Origin of the sequence: Sphingobacterium sp. UT-1RO-CII-1 (genome assembly GCF_026711005.1) — a bacterium.
GTDB lineage: Bacteria > Bacteroidota > Bacteroidia > Sphingobacteriales > Sphingobacteriaceae > Sphingobacterium.
This window is the reverse complement of sequence record NZ_JAPPVJ010000002.1, coordinates 1-18,511: the sequence shown is the minus strand read 5'-3', so window position 1 is coordinate 18,511 and position 18,511 is coordinate 1. Positions and strand designations below refer to the sequence as shown.

Here is an 18,511-nt window from a genome sequence, read left to right as displayed (position 1 = left end):
CTATAAAAAAAATATTCATATGAACCCAAAAGTATATTCGAAAAAGAAAAAGATGAGTCTATACCAATCATCTTACTCATTAATACTACTCTTATTGTTTAGTGCCTGTAGTAAGCCTGAATATAAAATAGAGAATCCAGATGCATACGCTAAAGTTTTTATGCAACTGGCCACAAACGGAACGGTTAATCAATCTCTGCCTATAAAAGACGAATGGATAAGCACATCTTTTGGTGTTGGCTATGGCGGTGTGCAACTTTTAGATAATAATGTGGAAGTTGATTTTTTAATAAACCAAAAAATGGTAGACGAATACAATCAACAAAACAACAGTAATTATGAGCTCGCTCCATCAGAAAGTTACCGAGTAGTAGAAAAGTCTGTAGTAATTCCAGCAGGAAAAACGGGTAGTAATTTTAATTCTCTAGAAATTAACCCGATAAAACTTGGAGGTACGAAGAACTACATTATTCCTGTAAGTATTAATAATGTCACGCCTAGTATAGCCATATCAGAAGAGTTACATACCACATATTTCATTGTAAACGGCTTTTATGAAGAAAATCCATTTACACCGATAGCTATTAATGATTGGGAAATTGATGATTTTTCTTCAGATGATTATGATGGTATAGGTGGTCGTGCTCCATATTGTATAGATGGTGATGTAAATACAAGCTGGCTTTCTACATACCGAAGAGTAGACGGTTGGAGGCCTGGACCACCGCATCATGTTACCGTCAATATGAATAATAAACACCTATTACATGGTTTGACCCTCTATGGTAGACCGGGTACCAATCATGCTTACCTGTTTCCTAAAAATGTACAAATTGAGACTAGTGTTGATGGAGAAACATGGACAACCGCAGGTATTTATACTATTGCTCCAACTACTGAAGCTCCGTCGGCCACGATGTATTTTGAACAAAGTGTTGAATGTACTTACTTTAAAGTTACTGTATTAAGCAGTACAAATGGAGGTGAAACAACAGCAATTGCTGAACTTGTTGCATTCTAATACTACCCTAATTAAATTAGAGGCTGTTGATAATAATCAACAGCCTCATTAAAAAATATAAAATGAAAAATATCTTTAAATTATTTTGCTGCGTGTTTCTATTTAGTGCTTGTAGTAAAAGTACCGATGAAATAGACACAATTACGCCTAAACCAGACAAAGAAACCATAGTAAAAACTATGACTTACAATATATGGGGAGCAAGACCTAACGGTATTCCTGATTTAGAAGAAATAGCCAAAGTAATACGTAAATACGATCCTGACCTAGTGGCATTACAGGAGGTAGATAAGTTCACAACTAGAAATGCTAAACACGGTGACATAGCAAAACAACTAGCTGAATTAACAGGTATGGATTACTATTTTGCAAAAGCAATAAATGTTTATGGCGGTGAATACGGTGATGCTGTACTTTCCAAACTTCCTATTAAAGAGAAAAAAGCATATAATTTAGACGTTACAGCAGAGCTCGGCGGTGAGATTCGCTCTGTTGCTCGTATAATGGTAGAGAAAGATAATAAAGATTTTTATTTTATAAGCACCCACTTTGACCACCTTGGGAATGAAGCCAATAGGCTTAAGCAGGCAAAAGATTTTGTAGAACTAATAAAAAGCTTTAATAAACCTGTTATCGTAGGTGCTGACTTCAATGCGCGCCCCGATTCTGAAACGATTAAAATATTAAGAAAACACCTTATACTAGGTTGCTTAAATGCAAATTGCAGTCAATTTACATTTCCCACTCCAAACGCATACAACTCAAAACCTGATCGGACAATTGATTATTTAATGTATGCACCTTTAGATGCTATATCAGTAAAATCATACAATGTATATACTTGGGCAGATAGAGAGTCTGACCATTTTCCAGTAGTAGCAAGTTTCAATATTAAATAATAGAATTTAACAAACTAAAAGGTAATGAACATAATAAACTAACAGTAAATATTACATCATGTTCTTTGGTTATATAATCTTTTATAGTTCGCATTGCTAAAGACATATGTTCTTTAACAGTATTAGGTGAAATATTAAGGTGTTCAGCAATTTCTTTATGACTCAACCCCTCTTCTCGACACATGATAAAAATCCGTTTTCTTTGGGGAGGAAGCTTATTAATTGCCATATTATATATTTCACCCAATTCATCTTCAAGAACAGTTTGATAAGCACTTCCTTCAAACATTCCCTTTTTATTCTCTGCATATGTGCTTAATGTAGTTTTTCGCTGGATCTGCTTAGTCAATTCTTTATACACTTCATTTCTTGCAATACGATAAAGGTAGTTTTGAATAGGATGCCCTTCTTTAATATTACGTCTATATCGCCACAAATTATAAAATGAATCATGAATAAGATCTTCCACTACATTCTCGTCAGCTATAAACTTTCTAATAAAATTAAATAATCCATCTACATACTTTTCATATAACTTCATGAACGCCAAATGATCCCCGTCCCTTATAAGCAGTCCTAAATTATTTATATTATCAGAATTAGACATAACTTTAATGTATCAGCTACTAAAGTAGTTCTTTAGTATTAAGCAGTTGTTAAATCACTTTTAAATATGTAACTATTTTCTTGGTTTTAGCTTAGAATTTATAATTCAAGAGTATTAACCAAATATATCGAAACATAATGAAACCACAAAAGAAAGAATAAGAAATAGAACATGTACTTTCGAAAACACATAAGGCACTGGCTTTTAACAATAAAATATGGCATTATTAATTAACAAACTTTGAGGTAGCTACAATTATATATATTAGCAAAACAGTGCCTTAAATGTGTACATCTACATATAGTCCAGCTTATTGACTGGCTTTGTGAATTTTCAAAATGCTACATCCCCAAGGATATATATACCAACCTTGTAAACAAACATCAGCATCAAAAGAAAACTTTACTTATCAAAAACTTGTGTTAGAAGCGATCGCCATGGCAGAAATTGAGCAATTGATTTGGCCTTATGTCGGGCTCCCCCACCGCAGATAAGGTATATCGTGTGACGGTAGCGTACGAAACGAGGGTAGAAATAACCCCGAAATTCACATCAATGCACCAAAAAAAGGGTGTCCATTTTTAGACACCCTATCCTCATATTTTAGTTGGTTAGAAGTTGAAATTTATACCTTCATAGGGCAAGCTTATAACATCTCCAATACTTCCTCTATTTAAATTGACCTTAATAATACATGGTTCACATTTGGTATTGCCACAAATCGGTGTGAACTTGATGTTGTATGTTCCGAATTGTGAAAATTGATGGGTAAAAGTTTTACCCTGTCCATGGTAAACTACTCCACTAGGTGCGGTGATCTCCCATTCATAGGTAGCTGTACAGTCTTCTGATTGGCACACAAAATCGGGACTCGTAAAACTATAACTACCTTTGGCTAGATTGATTACGCCGCCACACTCTACTTTTTGAGTAACATTAATAACCGCAGCCTTTTTCAATAAAGAGGCACTATTTTCAAACTGATTATTGGGGGTTGCAGTAAGGATCTTTTTGATTGTCACGTCATTTGTTTTCCAAAAACCACAATCGCAGGCTACTGCACAACAAGTGATCTGAAACTTTCGGGTTTGTATAACACACTCTCCTTTGGGATCTGTCACTAATAGGTACCAAACACGCTCTTCTCCACACGGGAAGTCTGATGGAATAGTGAAACTTAAGGAATTAAGACCACTAACTCCATGTGCTAAAACCTGATAAATAGTATTGGTTAGCCCATCCATTAGGTATACATCTACGAAACCAGATGACGTGGCTCCTGACCACGCAATATCTATTACATCTCCTGGGCAGAATGTGCGACCTTCACTCATACTCGTGAGCTCAATGTCGCATGGTGGAACTTCAGGCTCGCCGTTGTAGCAGATTGTTTTTTCACATACATTACAGTTAACGTCTTTTATGCGTACCTTAAGACAGAATGTAAACAACATCTCACAACAGGAAATATCGAGCATTTCGGGTAGACTAACTTCAACTTCCAACTGACCATTAACAACGCTTGGCTGCCCTAAACCCCATGTAAGAACTCCAGCTGGACCAGTATTTTGCAAAACTAAACCTCCTACTTGTGTTGTATTGGAAGTTAGCTGCCCAAAGACTCCAAGGTTCAGAGGCTTGCAGTCTTCTTGATTGTAGCTTACATGAAAGTCAAGCATGCTAATATCGAGCTCTTGAATCGGCACTGCTCCTCCTGTTATTTGAATAATATACTTACCTTCTCGTTTTATCAATTCTGCACTAAAATCAGGAATATCACAACATTCTGTACTACTTACACAGGCTGCAGGTGAATCTTCTGTTCCGTCGCTAGCATCGAGTAAGATACCTGAGGTGGATATTATGGCAGTAGCTATCACATCAACATTACAACAGGTTCCATTTTGTGTTTTACGAACAGGTACGGTAACTGTAAACTCTTCACCAGGCATAATTTCTGCTGTACTTTCGATATGAATTTCTAGGTTTCCAGTACTCGTATGTGGAATTACTGCTCCTGCCATATTCCGAGCGACGATAGCACCGTCTAATACAACACAGGATGGCAGATCATCGATTATCTTAACGCTGTGTAAAGGTACTGTCCCTTTGTTTTTAACTTTAAGGATGTAGTTGAAAACTTGCCCATTTTCAACGGCTTCACGGTCCGCACGCTTTTCAACTCCCAATTGCCCGCCTTGATCTATCGTATAATTGACCGAAGCACTGAGGTTTTGGTCGTTAAAAGTCATGTTGGCTATATTGGTCTTAGTACCATACATCTGTGGAAGTATATTGGCCGAAAAGGTTATTTTCAGATAATTACCCCGCTGTATTTGACAAACGCCTGGCATATTACTAATGGCGAAAGTAGGATGTTGAAGATTGGCTGTATTAGCAGTAATCGAAAAAGGAATGGTCGACTCTAAGGTTCCAGTTGCTGGGTTACATTCATTGATAAAGCCAGTATGTGCATTGGTGTAGTATTCATAGTGAATTGAAGATGGGTCGATCTGTAGATTTTGTCCTAATGCGGCTAAATTATCAGATATTAATTCACTCAGACTTCCTGCACCAGTATTCCATACAATAATAGAAAATTTGATCTGATCGTCCATAGAATATAAAGGAGGTGTAATACCCGATGGTGGATCTACAAGACACTTTCTAATGGTTGGAATAGGTCTTGGCTCTTCCACTTTAAACTTAACTGAGGCCGTATCGTTTTGTATAGAAGTATCTATTTCTGGACAATCTACGCCTAGACAAGAAACAGTGCCAGAACCTCCGCCGGTATCTTCCTCTTCAACCCCGTCTGCCTGATAGCTAACAACTGCAACATTTTCTATCTCTGTACCTATGGGCACGTTTTGATCTATCGAAAAAGGAATAGTAATTGTTATTTGATCGCCTGGATTGAGGACAGTTGTACCTCCATCAAAAGTATAGATTCCTCCACTATTGGTTTCTGTCCATCCTGTTGGCAGAGAAAGAGGCGGAATAATGGATATACCTGGAATATTGAAGTCATCGGTGACTTTAATATTCGTCCATGGAATATTTCCACTATTGCTTAATGTAATAGCATAACGTCCTTGACAGCCAGGAGTAAGATTCGTCGTCGTGACATTAATAATATTTTTCGAAAATGATAGACGGGCATTGGGGCTTGCAATTGGAGGAGACGCTGCTGTCACTTCGCCTTCCATGGTTTCACAATCGTCTCCTAACTTCAGCTTATACTTCACTTTGTTTTCAATGGTGCTTCCGGCAGGCGCACAGTTTCTTAAATATACATTGTGAACATAACGGCTGTTATGAGGCATGGTATATGGGCCTACTTGAAGAAATGCACCTTCGATAACATCTACAGGGGCATCTTCTGTGAGTGTACCTTGAATGGAATAAGTGCCTAATCCTGCTCCATTTGGGTTATTGTGCACTAAGCTAACTAACCAACGTGACGTGCCGCATAGGAGATTGCCCGCAAAAAACTCTTTGGTGACTGTCCAATAATTGGCTGCCCTCCCGATGGTTCGCACTGTTACAGTGGCTGTGTATTCTACTCCACCACAATTGATCGTAAGGGTAACATCAAACGAACCTTCCGTTCCATTGCATGTGACGTATCCCGGAAACTTATAGTATATATTAAAACTCATCCCATCATTCCCTGTTAAAACACCCGAATTTTGATATGTATAGGGGCCGATTGGAGAGAAAGGTTCTGTACCATGTGCTTGATATGCTACCTTATCGGAATGGGTTACAGTAACTGTTTTAACACAGCTAGCAGACACAAGGCCGGGCAAGGTTATGTTTAATGTAATATTATCGCCTGTTAACACTTCTGAAGGTACACTAACTGTTAGGTTACCAAAGTTGCCTATTGGTGCACTAGAAGTTTGCGGCGTTGTGTTTAAGACAATCTGTCCTCGGCTTACTAAAGCAAAAACTATTAAAAAAAATAAGAGGCTCGTGCTTTTTATATATTGTAATGTACTCATTTTTCTATTTTTTTAATTGGTAAACTGAAAGCATTTGGTGAAAACGCATGATTTACAATTTGAAGGATCATAATACACTACTATTCTAAAACAAACTTCATATTTCATCTTACAACAGTCTGCATCAAATCCAGCCAATGGCCCCGGAAGACCCATGAGAAGATGAATGGGTATATTTCCTGAGATGGTATTATTGGCTGTATAAGTCACTACTTTTGATGCATGTGGATTATTATTCGGATCGCCTGCTGCGGTGTAAAAACTCAGGTTGCTCGAGTTATTAATTGTTGATCCACTGCGCAAGAACATGCCTGCTTCTTCTAGGGTTGTTATACCTCCTGAACAGGGCTCCGGATCGGCTGAATAGTTAAAAGAAAGCACTTGAAACTCTATCGCATAGATAGGGACATTAACTTGTATATCGCCTGTAAAAGAAAACATATTGGTATTGGACGGTACCTGGTTAATTTGAACTGGATCAAAATTTAATGTCATTTGATCGCAGTCTTTACAAAGACAATCAGGTAAACTATCTAATACAACGCTAACTCCTGGCTGACATAAAACTGGCCCTGGGTCTAGATCATCTCCTTGAAGCCCTATACCAATACTAGTAACTTGGGGGCCAACTTCTACCTCAAAACAGTATTGTACCGAGCTGCTGCTAGCACCTAGCTGACTTACTAACATGGGTTGTGCGCCTACTAATGTATGCGGAATAACTGTATTGTTTTGATCATAAATAGTCAACCCTGAACTTGACTGCTGGTAGGTAAGATCGCCAGAAGAACTCTGGTATACCGAATTAAAACAAATTTGATACTTACGATTTTCACCTTCGTAGCCCAAGCAACTAATGCTTTCTTCTTCTATTTCAAACTGTATATCACAGCTTCCAACAGAGAAAAATTGCATAGGGGTAGTTAAACCTGATCCTATTTCAGATACTTGCCAACGGTAGTTGCCTTCTTTTAATTCTCTTCCTTCTGTGATTTGTTCAATAGATACTTCCATTTTTGAAGTCATCGTATGAAAAGTTCGTAATGGCTTACGCTTTGCCCCGAGTTCTACTAGTGTAATACTATATTCTGCTTGTGGAAGACGGCGCCCTAGGAGTTCCCAGTGTAAACCTTTGAGCTCTCCTTTTGACTTGAAGCGGCTGTTATTCTTTGGTGTAAGGGGCAGAAGTTTTCTATTTTCTTTTGGCTGGACTTGATCGGCTACATTGCTCACGAAAAGACCTTCACGCTGTGGCTTCGTAGACTTTGCTATTCGAGCGCTTGATTTGTGCTTCCCAAGCCTTAAAGATATCCCTAGCTGTGCACCAAAGCTATTCCATCTGGCAGTGGTTTTCTCGCTAGTATACTTTGACTCGAGAAACTGCCCCCACTCTTTAAAAGCATTGCCTTCGCTATCTGTCATTTGAACTTGTTCTTCTTGAACTTGAAAACGGGACATCATATAATTTCCCTCTGCCCACACTTTCCATTTCTCCGCTATAGGGTATGATAAACGTAACTTTGGTGCCCATTGAAAAGAAGTGGCCTCTACTTTTTCACGGCTATATATTCGCTTTTTATACTCGTGATCTCCATACTTAAAAAACTGATCAAAGGCTATAGGATCGCTTTTTAACAGGGATAAGCCTCCTTCAATTCCTGCACTCAGTTGTAACTTCTCGATCAGATTAAAATCGACCCTTGGTCCAATTCCAAATCGGAACATACGACTGCTAGGGCTTAAATCAGGATCATCATGTACATAACTATCAAGAACTCCAGGAAGTTCGAATGGCTTAATACCAGACAACTTACCTTTATTGGAAAAAAAATAACCGGCACCTGCATCTACGCCAAATGAAAATGATTTTTTGGATACGAAGGGCATATAAAAGCCAAGGTTCCCTCCTTGCGTATTAGGAATATGAATGTCTTTTATCCCATTAACGAGACCTCCTCCAAGGTAAAGCTCTGGTCTCTGTTGCGCTATACCTCTATTTGCAAAAAGAGTGTATGCGATACAACATAAAGTGAGTAGAATGTTCTTCATCATAAATATTCTGTATTAGTTATAATTACATACAGAATGCTTATGATTTGTTACCCCTTTTAAAAAAATATATTTTGCTTATTGGAGTCTATCCTCTACTAAATGGTCCATTTTGACAACATACATAAACAGTAAGGCTTTTATACTACCACAACATAGCTATAGGCCATCTATATGGGCTGGTTTTTACAGCTTGTAACAAAGTGTACCACATTTACTGTTTATTTACTAGACATAGCTTTCTAAGATATGAGCTTAGGTCTAAGAAAGTAAGTTTTAAGCGTGAAATATACGTGAGCTTATCAATTATATTGTTCAAGCAAATTAACTATTTCTTCGTGTTTATTTTTAGTTGCAAAAGTAAGGGCATTATAACCGCCTTTTTCCTCGGCTCGAACATCTGCTCCAGCTGAAATTAATAACTTGACACTTTCAATATCTCCCTTAATGCTTGCTGACATTAAAGGTGTAATTCCTTTTTTACTTTTGATATTCACATCTGCCCTACCTTCGATGAGTGCACGTACACTTTCTGTTTTTCCGTTTTGTGCCGCCCATGTCAATGCTGTGAAACCGCCTTTATCTTTAATATTCGGATCAAGGCCTGCCTCTAACAGCACACTGATCAAATCTAGTCTCCCGTTATAGGAAGGCAAAAATAACGCTGTTTGCTTGTCCTTATCTTGTACATTTAAATCCACTCCTGCATCAATTACCATTTTTAGAATAGCAACATTAGGCTGTGTACAAGCATAGTGTAGAGCAGTCTTTCCGTAAATATCGCTGATATCAGTCTTCGCTTTTGCTTTTAACAAGCTATTAACGACATCGGTATATCCACCTCTCAGAGCTCCTTTTAAAGCGGTAAATCCCTGTATATTCGAAAGATCGATATCAGCTCCAGACGCTATCAGTAACGACACCAAGTCCAAATAACCAAAATTCGATGCAATCATCAAGGCTGTAGTTCCCGTATGGAATGGTTCATAGTTTTTCGCTTCCCCTTCTTGCAGTGTGGCATTCAGACTATCTGCTATAAGTTTCTTAATCTCAGGAATACCTTTTTCCGTGTCGGAATAGGCGTTTATTTGTTTTAACAGTTGACTTTTATAATTCACTATAATAAAAAATATGCTTGTCGAACTAAGATAAACAAAATACTAACTTAATTGGTTGTACAGAGTATTTATCATTCCCCTCCTTCACAATTTCATTGTCTTCTTTGTGAGAATTAAAAAGTTCAAACTTAAGCACACTAATATTATTGAACATTCTTTATAATTTTAATTGCTTTTTCCAACAATTCGTCCTCTCCGCTTACAATAGCATTAATACTTCTTTCTACCAAAACATCCGGGATAATCCCAATTTTTTGCGTTTGCTTACCATCTGGATACAATATACCAATTCCTGATATTGAAGTAGATAATCCACCAGGTAGTTTGAAGGGTGACATGTTACCGTCAGCGCCAGCTGTAGAGGTCCCCAATAAACTCGTATTTACCCCTGCTCTAAGTACCATTGCTGTATATTCTTGCGAACTCTGAGTGTTTTCATTGACCAGTACAACTACTTTTCCTCGATAAGTATCCTCTGAGGGTTCAATTTGGTTTGGCGAACGCAAAATAAACTCACCTGGTTTATTTATATTCATAACAGTAGGTCTGACGAATGGAACTGAACTTTCAATGAATAATGCCCCTAAAGATGCATAAATATCTGCTCCTGATGTTGAATGCCTTAAATCAATAATTACTCCTCTAGTATCTTTCAATTTTTCCCTTAATTCAGAGACATGCTTTGGTAAAAATGAACTTGTATTAATATATCCAACATTTGACTCTAAAACTTTGAAGTAACTTTCCCTTGACTCTTTGAGATAAACATCCCGTATGTTAAGCTGGTTACGAAGATACAACGTTATCTCTTTTCGAAAAGTCTGTCCGTTACTTATAAAAGTGACGAGCAATTTTGTATGTGGTGATCTCAGAATTTCGTGCGCTAAATCTCTTTTTATGGTTCGATCATTGGATCCTGAATAAAGTATTTTTAAACTATCTACAAGATCTTCAACTTTCTTATCATTAATATGTGTAATAATATCTCCCAATTTAAAAGGAGTATGTATATAGGGCCCTACTCCATAGTTATAGGGCCCTACTCCATAGTGATCGGTAACGACTAGTTGTTTTTCTACAAATTCAACTTTGGATGGTGAAAAATAATCTCCCTTTAATTGAGCTATTTTGTCAGCGCCTGACCATATGTTAGCATGAGAATCTCCAATTTCACAGATTAATCTTAAAGCAGCCAATTCATATTCTAATTCGTTTTTGGAATGTATAAATTGTGGCAAATATTCCTCTAAGACTTTTTCCCAGTTTTTGTCTATCAAATTTCTATAAGGAAAATAATACTGAATAATATTCCAATACCGCATTAACGAGAGTAATCGAAAACCAGCATCTGGATAGGGCATATTTTCGTAAGCAGCCTCATTCTTAAAAATAGGTTTTTCTGTATCGTGTCCAATTCCAATATAATAATGATTATTAGCTTCATTCCATCGATTTTCATAAACTTGTATAAGTTTGTTCTTTAAGTCAGAAGAAAATGGACCTGTTTTAATCCAATCAATATTGTTACTTAAAAATATCTTTAGGTTATCCTGTTTAGGTTGAGCTAAAGTATTTAATTGTCCTAGATTTTCTATCCAATTGACAAGTAACATATCTCTTTCTTTAGATGAATTGACAGGCAAATATTGAGGCAAAAACCTAAATAACTCGTAATCCCAATTTAATTCTCCCTTTGCAATTTTTGGATGATGATATTTTAGAAAACCCCAAATTTTAGTTAATAAGATGAGATTTTCTGCTTTAGCACTACTTATGTCGGATGTATTGATCTTACTTCCATGATTAAATTCTTTGTCCGTCGAAGCCGGATAATCTTTTTTTTCTAAAAGAGTAATATCTTTCCCATCAACAAAGACTTTAAAATCGTCAAACCAAGCTTTACCATCTCCTACTAAAAGCCCACCAATTGCTATACTTTTTGTCTTCTCAGGCTGCAGAGGTAAACTAATCCGATATTCTTTCCAATCAGTTGTACCATTTACCGCCTGTTTCTCCATTATATTATAAGCAACTGCCGGATCTATTCTAATCATTAATGCTGCGAATCCATTGAGAATATTTTCGGTTTTTATATATCCTGAAAGTGTTATCTCTTTCCCCTCCAAGTGGTCAGGTAACATAAATACCCATGTTTTTAATTGCTTGTATGAGTTCCCTCTTGACTCTAAAACCGCTGAATACTTACCATGTTTTACATGAACTGAATCTAGATAGTTTAGGTAGTTATTGTTTCCAAGTACATGCCAATAGATCGGTTGATTAAATTCAACTTGTTCAAAACTTAAGTTATATCCCTCTCTATATGACAACTTTGGTTCTTGGGCACAAGATATAATTATAGAAAAGTAAAAAAAAAGAAAAACAAATCGTTTAAAATATTTCTTGCTACCCATATCTTTGAAAAATCTATATTGGTTAATAATAAATATAATTATAGTCGTAAAAATTCACAAAAATTTAAATTTAACTTTTTTAAAAATATAATTTCCGAGACACTAAAGGAGTCGATAAGTCGCATGTCCTTTTATTCATCTGTAAAATTGGCTTAATAGTCTCTAATTCGCTTAGCTACGTGTAAACTTATCGTATTCAACTATGGGGTCATATCTTATAGTAATAGTTCAAAAAGGTAGTTGACAAATTGATTACTTTATCGTAAGAAATGATATGACTAATATAAATAATCTTTATGAGACTTTGAGTAATGTAAGTAGTAAAATAAGTGTTTCACCTTATACTATTATACTAAAGACTCTTTTAGTCATAAATTTATTGCCTTTCTAACCAATAAACATTCATGGGGAGCGGCCGCCTACATAAAACGAAGAAAATTGGGAAAGTTCTCTTTAAAAAGCCGAACGGATCGACTAACTGCCTGAAATACCTATCATGCAGATAATATCATCTATAACCAATTGAAGCCATTAAAAATAGAAATCAACAAGCTTGCTACTTAAAGTAGCGGGAAGAAGTTAGCCTAATCCTCCACCAATCAACACTAAATGTCCAGCTGTCAAACAGATTCGAGCATTTGATTTACCTAGATGATATTTGTTTTAAATATATTATTTAAACACAACAAAATGAATAAAGTCAAATCAGCAGCTATGGCTGTTTTAGCCCTATCTCTAGTGAACATGAAAATGACGCAAGCACAAGAAAAACCAGTCCAGTTCGGAATTAAAGCAGGTGCTAATCTATCTGCATTATCGGGTGATGTAAAAGGTATGAAAACTGCTATTCGTTATCAATTTGGAGTAACAGCAGATATTGCCCTTAGCACAAACATGTATTTACTGACAAGCATAAATCTTCAGCAAAAGGTATTAAAAAAAGATATATCTAAGGAAAGCAAGCTAAACATGACACTCACCTACGTGCAAATGCCCTTTCACTTAACTTACAAGCTTCCTCTTACAGAAGACATCAATTTATTGATGGGTGCAGGTCCATATATAGCATATGGCATTGGTGGAAAAACTAAAGACTACAATCTGAATGAAAAAACCTTTAAGAGTACAGGGCTGAAAAAATTAGACTACGGAGCAGGAGCTACTGCCGTATTAGCACTGGGAAAATTGGGGATTGGCGCAGGTTATGATATAGGCATTCATAATATCAGTGCCCCCGAAGGAACGAAGCTAAAAAACCGAACAGCTTATATAACGGTAGGCTATAAATTCTAAAACGTAAATAAAAGCAAAAGGAGCTCCATGCTCCTTTTTACTTGCTAATAAGATTTTTATACACAACAGAATTAAAAAAAGCCTCTCGACGATATTTAGAAAGAGGAAGCTCCTTCCCCTTGACTATAACACGGTTTGAAAAGATAGAGTCTATATGCCTTACATGGACAAGATAGGAGTTGTGAATACGAAAAAAACTATCTTTCGGTAGCACATCTTCAAGAGAACTCATTGTCTGATGAATAATATATTCCTTATCCTTAAAACAAAGTTTTAAATAATTTTGCATGCCTTCAACAAATAAGATCTCTTCCCACTCAATGCGCTGATAGGCACTCCCCTGCCGAATATACATCGTCACAGCTTTAGTGCTTTGATCCTTCTGCAGCAACAACTTAGACTGATATAACTCCCGTGCTTTACTTACGGCTGTAAAAAAGCGCTGCAAACTATAAGGTTTCAAGAGATAATCTACCACATTAAGCCTGAAACCATCTAACGCAAATTCCGCATAGGCAGTTGTCAATATAGTTAAGGGAGGGTTTTCGAGAAGCTCTAAAAACTCTAACCCTGTTAAACGAGGCATATTGATATCGAGAAACAAGAGATCAATATGCTCTGTTTTTAAAACTTCTATGGCTTCCATCGCAGAACTACATTTGGCAACAATATTAAACCCTCCGATTTCGTCCAGATAGTCCGCCACTCCTTCAATAGCATACATCTCATCATCCACAATGAGACAGCGCATCGAAGACTGTCCCTCCGTTTCTATATTAATTTTACTCATGCTTATACGGTTAACTCTAAATGTATATGGAATATTCCTTCCTGCTGTTTCGAAACTTTTAAAACATGTTTATTCGGATACAATATCTCCAATCTTTTTTTTATATTCTCTAAACCTAAACCCGAAGAAGACAAAGATTTCGCTTGTTCATATTGGTCAGTATAGGTTGAGTTTTCCACCTTTAATATCAATAAATGATCCTTTTGAATGAGCGCGATATGTATAAAACCTTGCTGTGATATAGAGCGCGATACATGCTTAAAAGCATTTTCTATAAAAGTGATAAGTAAAAGTGGAGATAATTTTTTATCATCTTCTTCCACATCCCAGGAAGAGCGGATATTAAGAGTGTTTTTCCATCTTACTTGCTCGATAGCTATAAAGTTTTTTAAAAAATTCACCTCTTGTTGTAAGCTGATCAATGGCTGTTGACCTGCATATAACTGGTAGCGCAAAATTTCTGTGTACTGCAACAATAAGTTTGATGCTAGATCAGGTTCTTTCTTAATTAAAGTATTTACATGATTGAGAACATTAAACATAAAATGAGGAGTAATCTGCGCCTGCAATACCTGAAGCTCAGTTTCAATAATAACTTTATGTAATCGTAAATTTTCCTCAAAGAAACGTAGACCACAAAAACCAAAATTAATAAGAGAGACAGCCGCCAATGCCCCTAAGATGTCACGGTGCATACCTCCACTATTCTCGAATAATCGTGATTTAGGAAAAACATTAATATCTTCCAAGTAGCTAAAGACAATATACAGTCCTAAAACAAAGCCTGCCATCAGCATAGAGACTAAACAAAACTGAATAATAAAAGGTAATACCCTATTTTCTTTAATTGCTTTTTTAAGCAGTACTGTACTGAGGTAAGTGCTGAAAGGATAAAAAACCAAAACGGAAGTAAAAGCAAAAGCTACCGCTTCTAGAGTCGAAGCCCGCTCTGAAAATTGAACGCTTAGTACTATGGCTATACCTGCCCATACGAAGAAAACAAACAAATCGAACCGCTCTAAATTGTTAATATTCATTATACAAAGATGCTGTTTTTACAGTAATTACACTATCCATCGGTCATAAGCAAACGTCTAGCCGTCAAAAAAGTTTTCCTGTTTTATATGGTCTGCCCACTTTTGCTGACATAAAATAATAACAGAACGAATTAAATATGGTACTTAGAAAAATAATCTACTTATTAATAACATTCTTAAGCATGCAGGCAAATGCACAGCTGACAGTAAAAACTGAATATTTTGGAGAATCAAGCTATTGGCAGGACAAAGGAGAAGCACCAAGAGAACGGATTGGCACAACAAAAGGATCGGCTATAGTTTATAGTGCGAGCTTAAATATTCCATTGTCGATGCGCCTGGATGAAAATGAGAAACCTGTAGTATGGGGTGTCGGTATTGCAGGCTCCTATGCATCCCTAAAAAACAAAAATTTCACGGAAGAACTAGTGATTCCCGAAATAGGAAATTTAAGTGCAGCGCTCTATCACATGAGACCTATAAACGATCGATGGTCAATGATTATGAGTGTTGGCGCAGGCGTATATGCTCCGACAGGCCTACTGAAAAATATACGGGCAAAGCATGTTTTAGGAAGTATGAGCGCTATATTTATATATGAAATGACACCTAACCTAGACTTAGGAGCAGGTCTGGCGATTAATAGTACATTTGGATACCCCATGGCTTTTCCAGCCCTTTACGTAAATTGGAGAATGCAAGGTAATATAGATTTTAAACTGGCACTAACCAATGGTTTAGAAGTAAAAGCAGGATTAAATATGCATAAAAACCTCTCTTTATCTGTGGTTGGAGAAATGAACGGACAAACCGCTCTACTGAAAAAAGATGAAAAGGACGTTATATTTACACATCAATATATTATAGCTGCACTACAACCCGAGATCAAAATAAATAAAAACATTCATATCCCAATACGCTTAGGAATAAATGGCATACGATCAGCATATTTTTCAGATAGGACGCTAAAAGCAATGTTTCAAAATAAAAACAATTATTATTTTCAGGTATCTCCGTATGCATCAGCAGGAATAACCGTCAATCTTTAACCCATAAACATTTATATATAAGACAATTAAGAATACATCTCAAAAAAAAACGAGAAGAATGACCCTTCTTTAATGTGCTCCAAGCAAAAGTAAAACAGTATCACAACAGGTGACTTTAATAAAAAATGACAATAAAAAAAGACTTAATAAAGTTGATTTTATCTTAGCTTAGTAAAAAAATAAGGACTATGGAAAAGCAATTAAAGCATAGAGCAGTGCGAAGATTAGCAATATTTGCTTTACTGTCCGCTATTATAGGGGCCGGCAATGATACCTTACAAGCCCAGGAAATCAGGCCCGGAACAATAAATCAACATCGTACACATATGATTGAGACAGATAAAATTTTAATAAGCGAAAATCCCCAAAGTGTATACACACTTGAGCTCAAAGATGGAAAACCATTTAATGGTTATGAAGTGACCCAAGAAAAACTATTGGGTGAATTTCCTTTTGTCAATTACTACGAAAATGGAGAGTTAAAAATCAAATATGCTGTAGACTTCATCGCAAAAGATCAATACGAACCACCAATAGAATATACCTTAAAAACGACTTACGTCAACAATGCCGTAGTAACAGGTAATGTATACCGCAACTCAGCGATTGGGTTTCTACTGACAGACCATTATATAGACGGGGAAAAAAACGGGCTGACAATAGATATGTTTGCTATGCATTATTTTAATCGTATTTCTTTTAAAATAAAAAACAACAAGCTAATTATCAAAACATTTGACAGCAAGGATGAAGTCAACCTTTCCATAAAAGAAGGATGGGCAGTAGCTGATTATTTTAGAAATGGAGAGCATGTACAGCAATCGCCGCCAATTCTGCACCGTGTCGCAGAAGGCACGCCCAACTCAAGCTCTGTATTCTACTATAATGCAGATAATAAGCTTTGTCAATACAATATGCTTCCAAACCAAGATCGCAGCCCGGTATCTGACCACGAATTGCTGTCTCAATTCTACGCACAGTTTTCTTTTGAATATGGAGGCAAAGCTGAAGATTTACTGGAAGAAATAGACCAATACTTCAGCACAGCTACCAAAGAAACTGAAAAGCCCATAGAAACTATATTCGAACATTTGGTTATACCCTACACCCAGGAAACACTATTAAGCTATGTAAGCTTTGACAACGCAGGAAGGCCAGACATGGCGGTGCTCTTCAAAAATACGGAACAAGAAAAATACCAGCAGTTTGAGGTTAACGAAGAAATAACAGATTCCGCAAGTATAAATCAACTATTGAAAACGCTCAAAGAAGACATTGGTAAATAAGAGAAAATTAAATGAGAATTACTTTAATAGCACTCTGCTTATTATTAGCCGCGGCGACTAAATTACAAGCACAAGATTACATTTTTGGTCCGTCCGTAAGCTACCAATATCAAAAGGGAAGTGTTCTAAAAACAGGGGTTTATTACGCTTCTAGTATAAACACTAAGCATATATTAAAATTAGACGCCACGGTTAACTTCACTTGGATACAAAAAAAACATACAATAATCCCTGAATTAGCAGCAACCTACTATACGGATATATATATTCTGGGTGCATTTGCTAGAACAGAATTCACACCCTATACAATAAGCCCAAAAGTTGGACTATCTATACTGACTTTAATTGAATTGGATTTTGGTTATGGATTTCCTATTTCTGATAAAAAAGATTTCCGTCCCATAAAAGGTTTTACAACGTCTTTACGTTTTAATATACCAATTAATAGCCTACTACTGTAAAGAGTAAAATAAAAATTATATCAAATCTACATACGGTGCCCTATTTATAAAATACCGCATGTAGATTTGATATCAATAATGTCGAATCATCTCCCCATTTATTTAATACCTGGAGCTGTAACATTAGAAGGTTTTCTGACGGGCTGACTTCCTTCTTCACATACATACTCGCCATATTCATCTAAGTAACAATATGGTTCATCATCATCGCAAGCAAAAAGAAAAGCTGTAGAGAATATAAATAGGGACAGATAAAATGTTTTACGCCCTAACCGTATCCCCTTTTTAGTTAATAGGGTTCCCATAGTAGTTGATACCAAAGGAGAAGAAGTGGTATTTTTTTTCATGTCTTATTTTTTTGGTTTATCAAAACTAGAGACTAAAAAAATATTCTGAAATACCTAGAGTTAGGTATTTTGCTGTTTCGATGAAGGTTTTGCTGCGGAGAGCGAGGGATTGGTTCAGACCCACCCACCCCCC

At 36.4% G+C, this 18,511-nt stretch carries 14 protein-coding genes; 6 read left to right on the top strand and 8 right to left on the bottom strand.

From position 1 onward, the window contains the following. Positions 1 to 19 precede the first annotated feature (19 nt). Both ORI89_RS03960 and ORI89_RS03955 read left to right on the top strand, forming a co-directional pair. The gene (locus ORI89_RS03960) at positions 20 to 1,021 is read left to right on the top strand and encodes a BT_3987 domain-containing protein (RefSeq protein WP_268229142.1); all 1,002 of its coding nucleotides are present in this window, start codon (positions 20 to 22) and stop codon (positions 1,019 to 1,021) included. Between the two features lie 62 nt (positions 1,022 to 1,083). Continuing rightward, positions 1,084 to 1,920 (top strand): endonuclease/exonuclease/phosphatase family protein, encoded by an 837-nt coding sequence (locus ORI89_RS03955; RefSeq protein WP_268229141.1) that lies wholly within the window; start codon positions 1,084 to 1,086, stop codon positions 1,918 to 1,920. On the opposite strand, the gene ORI89_RS03950 is transcribed toward ORI89_RS03955, so the two are convergent. The 5 genes from ORI89_RS03950 to ORI89_RS03930 form a co-directional block, all read right to left on the bottom strand. After that, positions 1,913 to 2,527, bottom strand: a complete 615-nt coding sequence (locus ORI89_RS03950; protein ID WP_268229140.1) for an RNA polymerase sigma-70 factor — start codon at positions 2,525 to 2,527, stop codon at positions 1,913 to 1,915. The genes ORI89_RS03955 and ORI89_RS03950 overlap by 8 nt on opposite strands. A gap of 611 nt (positions 2,528 to 3,138) precedes the next feature. Next, positions 3,139 to 6,534, bottom strand: coding sequence for a hypothetical protein (locus ORI89_RS03945; RefSeq protein ID WP_268229139.1), 3,396 nt, complete (start codon positions 6,532 to 6,534; stop codon positions 3,139 to 3,141). A gap of 12 nt (positions 6,535 to 6,546) precedes the next feature. Further along, positions 6,547 to 8,586, bottom strand: a complete 2,040-nt coding sequence (locus ORI89_RS03940; RefSeq protein ID WP_268229138.1) for a hypothetical protein — start codon at positions 8,584 to 8,586, stop codon at positions 6,547 to 6,549. 299 nt (positions 8,587 to 8,885) lie between these two features. Next, a complete protein-coding gene (locus ORI89_RS03935; protein WP_268229137.1) occupies positions 8,886 to 9,701 on the bottom strand; it encodes an ankyrin repeat domain-containing protein in 816 nt (271 codons plus the stop codon). A gap of 143 nt (positions 9,702 to 9,844) precedes the next feature. Further along, positions 9,845 to 12,031 (bottom strand): S41 family peptidase, encoded by a 2,187-nt coding sequence (locus ORI89_RS03930; RefSeq protein ID WP_268229136.1) that lies wholly within the window; start codon positions 12,029 to 12,031, stop codon positions 9,845 to 9,847. A 774-nt stretch (positions 12,032 to 12,805) separates the two neighbouring features. Between ORI89_RS03930 and ORI89_RS03925 the strand changes: the two genes are divergently transcribed. Beyond that, complete coding sequence (locus ORI89_RS03925) at positions 12,806 to 13,408, top strand: porin family protein (RefSeq protein WP_268229135.1); 603 nt, start codon at positions 12,806 to 12,808, stop codon at positions 13,406 to 13,408. A 37-nt stretch (positions 13,409 to 13,445) separates the two neighbouring features. Here the strand turns inward: ORI89_RS03925 and ORI89_RS03920 are convergent, their stop codons facing one another. After that, a complete protein-coding gene (locus ORI89_RS03920; RefSeq protein WP_268229134.1) occupies positions 13,446 to 14,198 on the bottom strand; it encodes a LytR/AlgR family response regulator transcription factor in 753 nt (250 codons plus the stop codon). A gap of 2 nt (positions 14,199 to 14,200) precedes the next feature. Further along, positions 14,201 to 15,235, bottom strand: coding sequence for a sensor histidine kinase (locus ORI89_RS03915; protein WP_268229133.1), 1,035 nt, complete (start codon positions 15,233 to 15,235; stop codon positions 14,201 to 14,203). 137 nt (positions 15,236 to 15,372) lie between these two features. Here ORI89_RS03915 and ORI89_RS03910 point away from each other — a divergent pair, with 137 nt between their 5' ends. The 3 genes from ORI89_RS03910 (at position 15,373) to ORI89_RS03900 (ending at position 18,031) form a co-directional block, all read left to right on the top strand. Continuing rightward, on the top strand, positions 15,373 to 16,284 hold the full coding sequence (locus tag ORI89_RS03910; RefSeq protein WP_268229132.1) for a DUF6268 family outer membrane beta-barrel protein: 912 nt from the start codon (positions 15,373 to 15,375) through the stop codon (positions 16,282 to 16,284). A 188-nt stretch (positions 16,285 to 16,472) separates the two neighbouring features. Next, a complete protein-coding gene (locus ORI89_RS03905) occupies positions 16,473 to 17,570 on the top strand; it encodes a hypothetical protein (RefSeq protein ID WP_268229131.1) in 1,098 nt (365 codons plus the stop codon). A gap of 11 nt (positions 17,571 to 17,581) precedes the next feature. After that, positions 17,582 to 18,031: a hypothetical protein gene (locus tag ORI89_RS03900; RefSeq protein WP_268229130.1), complete on the top strand. Its 450-nt coding sequence runs from the start codon at positions 17,582 to 17,584 to the stop codon at positions 18,029 to 18,031. A gap of 98 nt (positions 18,032 to 18,129) precedes the next feature. Here the strand turns inward: ORI89_RS03900 and ORI89_RS03895 are convergent, their stop codons facing one another. Beyond that, on the bottom strand, positions 18,130 to 18,378 hold the full coding sequence (locus tag ORI89_RS03895) for a hypothetical protein (RefSeq protein WP_268229129.1): 249 nt from the start codon (positions 18,376 to 18,378) through the stop codon (positions 18,130 to 18,132). Positions 18,379 to 18,511 lie beyond the last annotated feature (133 nt).

Excerpts from the sequence above, each read along its gene's own strand:
- ORI89_RS03900 (WP_268229130.1), top strand. The coding sequence starts at position 17,582 with ATGAGAATTACTTTAATAGCACTCTGCTTATTATTAGCCGCGGCGACT.
- ORI89_RS03895 (WP_268229129.1), bottom strand. The coding sequence starts at position 18,378 with ATGAAAAAAAATACCACTTCTTCTCCTTTGGTATCAACTACTATGGGA.
- ORI89_RS03925 (WP_268229135.1), top strand. The coding sequence starts at position 12,806 with ATGAATAAAGTCAAATCAGCAGCTATGGCTGTTTTAGCCCTATCTCTA.
- ORI89_RS03905 (WP_268229131.1), top strand. The coding sequence starts at position 16,473 with ATGGAAAAGCAATTAAAGCATAGAGCAGTGCGAAGATTAGCAATATTT.
- ORI89_RS03950 (WP_268229140.1), bottom strand. The coding sequence starts at position 2,527 with ATGTCTAATTCTGATAATATAAATAATTTAGGACTGCTTATAAGGGAC.
- ORI89_RS03945 (WP_268229139.1), bottom strand. The coding sequence starts at position 6,534 with ATGAGTACATTACAATATATAAAAAGCACGAGCCTCTTATTTTTTTTA.
- ORI89_RS03920 (WP_268229134.1), bottom strand. The coding sequence starts at position 14,198 with ATGAGTAAAATTAATATAGAAACGGAGGGACAGTCTTCGATGCGCTGT.
- ORI89_RS03955 (WP_268229141.1), top strand. The coding sequence starts at position 1,084 with ATGAAAAATATCTTTAAATTATTTTGCTGCGTGTTTCTATTTAGTGCT.
- ORI89_RS03940 (WP_268229138.1), bottom strand. The coding sequence starts at position 8,586 with ATGATGAAGAACATTCTACTCACTTTATGTTGTATCGCATACACTCTT.
- ORI89_RS03960 (WP_268229142.1), top strand. The coding sequence starts at position 20 with ATGAACCCAAAAGTATATTCGAAAAAGAAAAAGATGAGTCTATACCAA.
- ORI89_RS03915 (WP_268229133.1), bottom strand. The coding sequence starts at position 15,235 with ATGAATATTAACAATTTAGAGCGGTTCGATTTGTTTGTTTTCTTCGTA.
- ORI89_RS03910 (WP_268229132.1), top strand. The coding sequence starts at position 15,373 with ATGGTACTTAGAAAAATAATCTACTTATTAATAACATTCTTAAGCATG.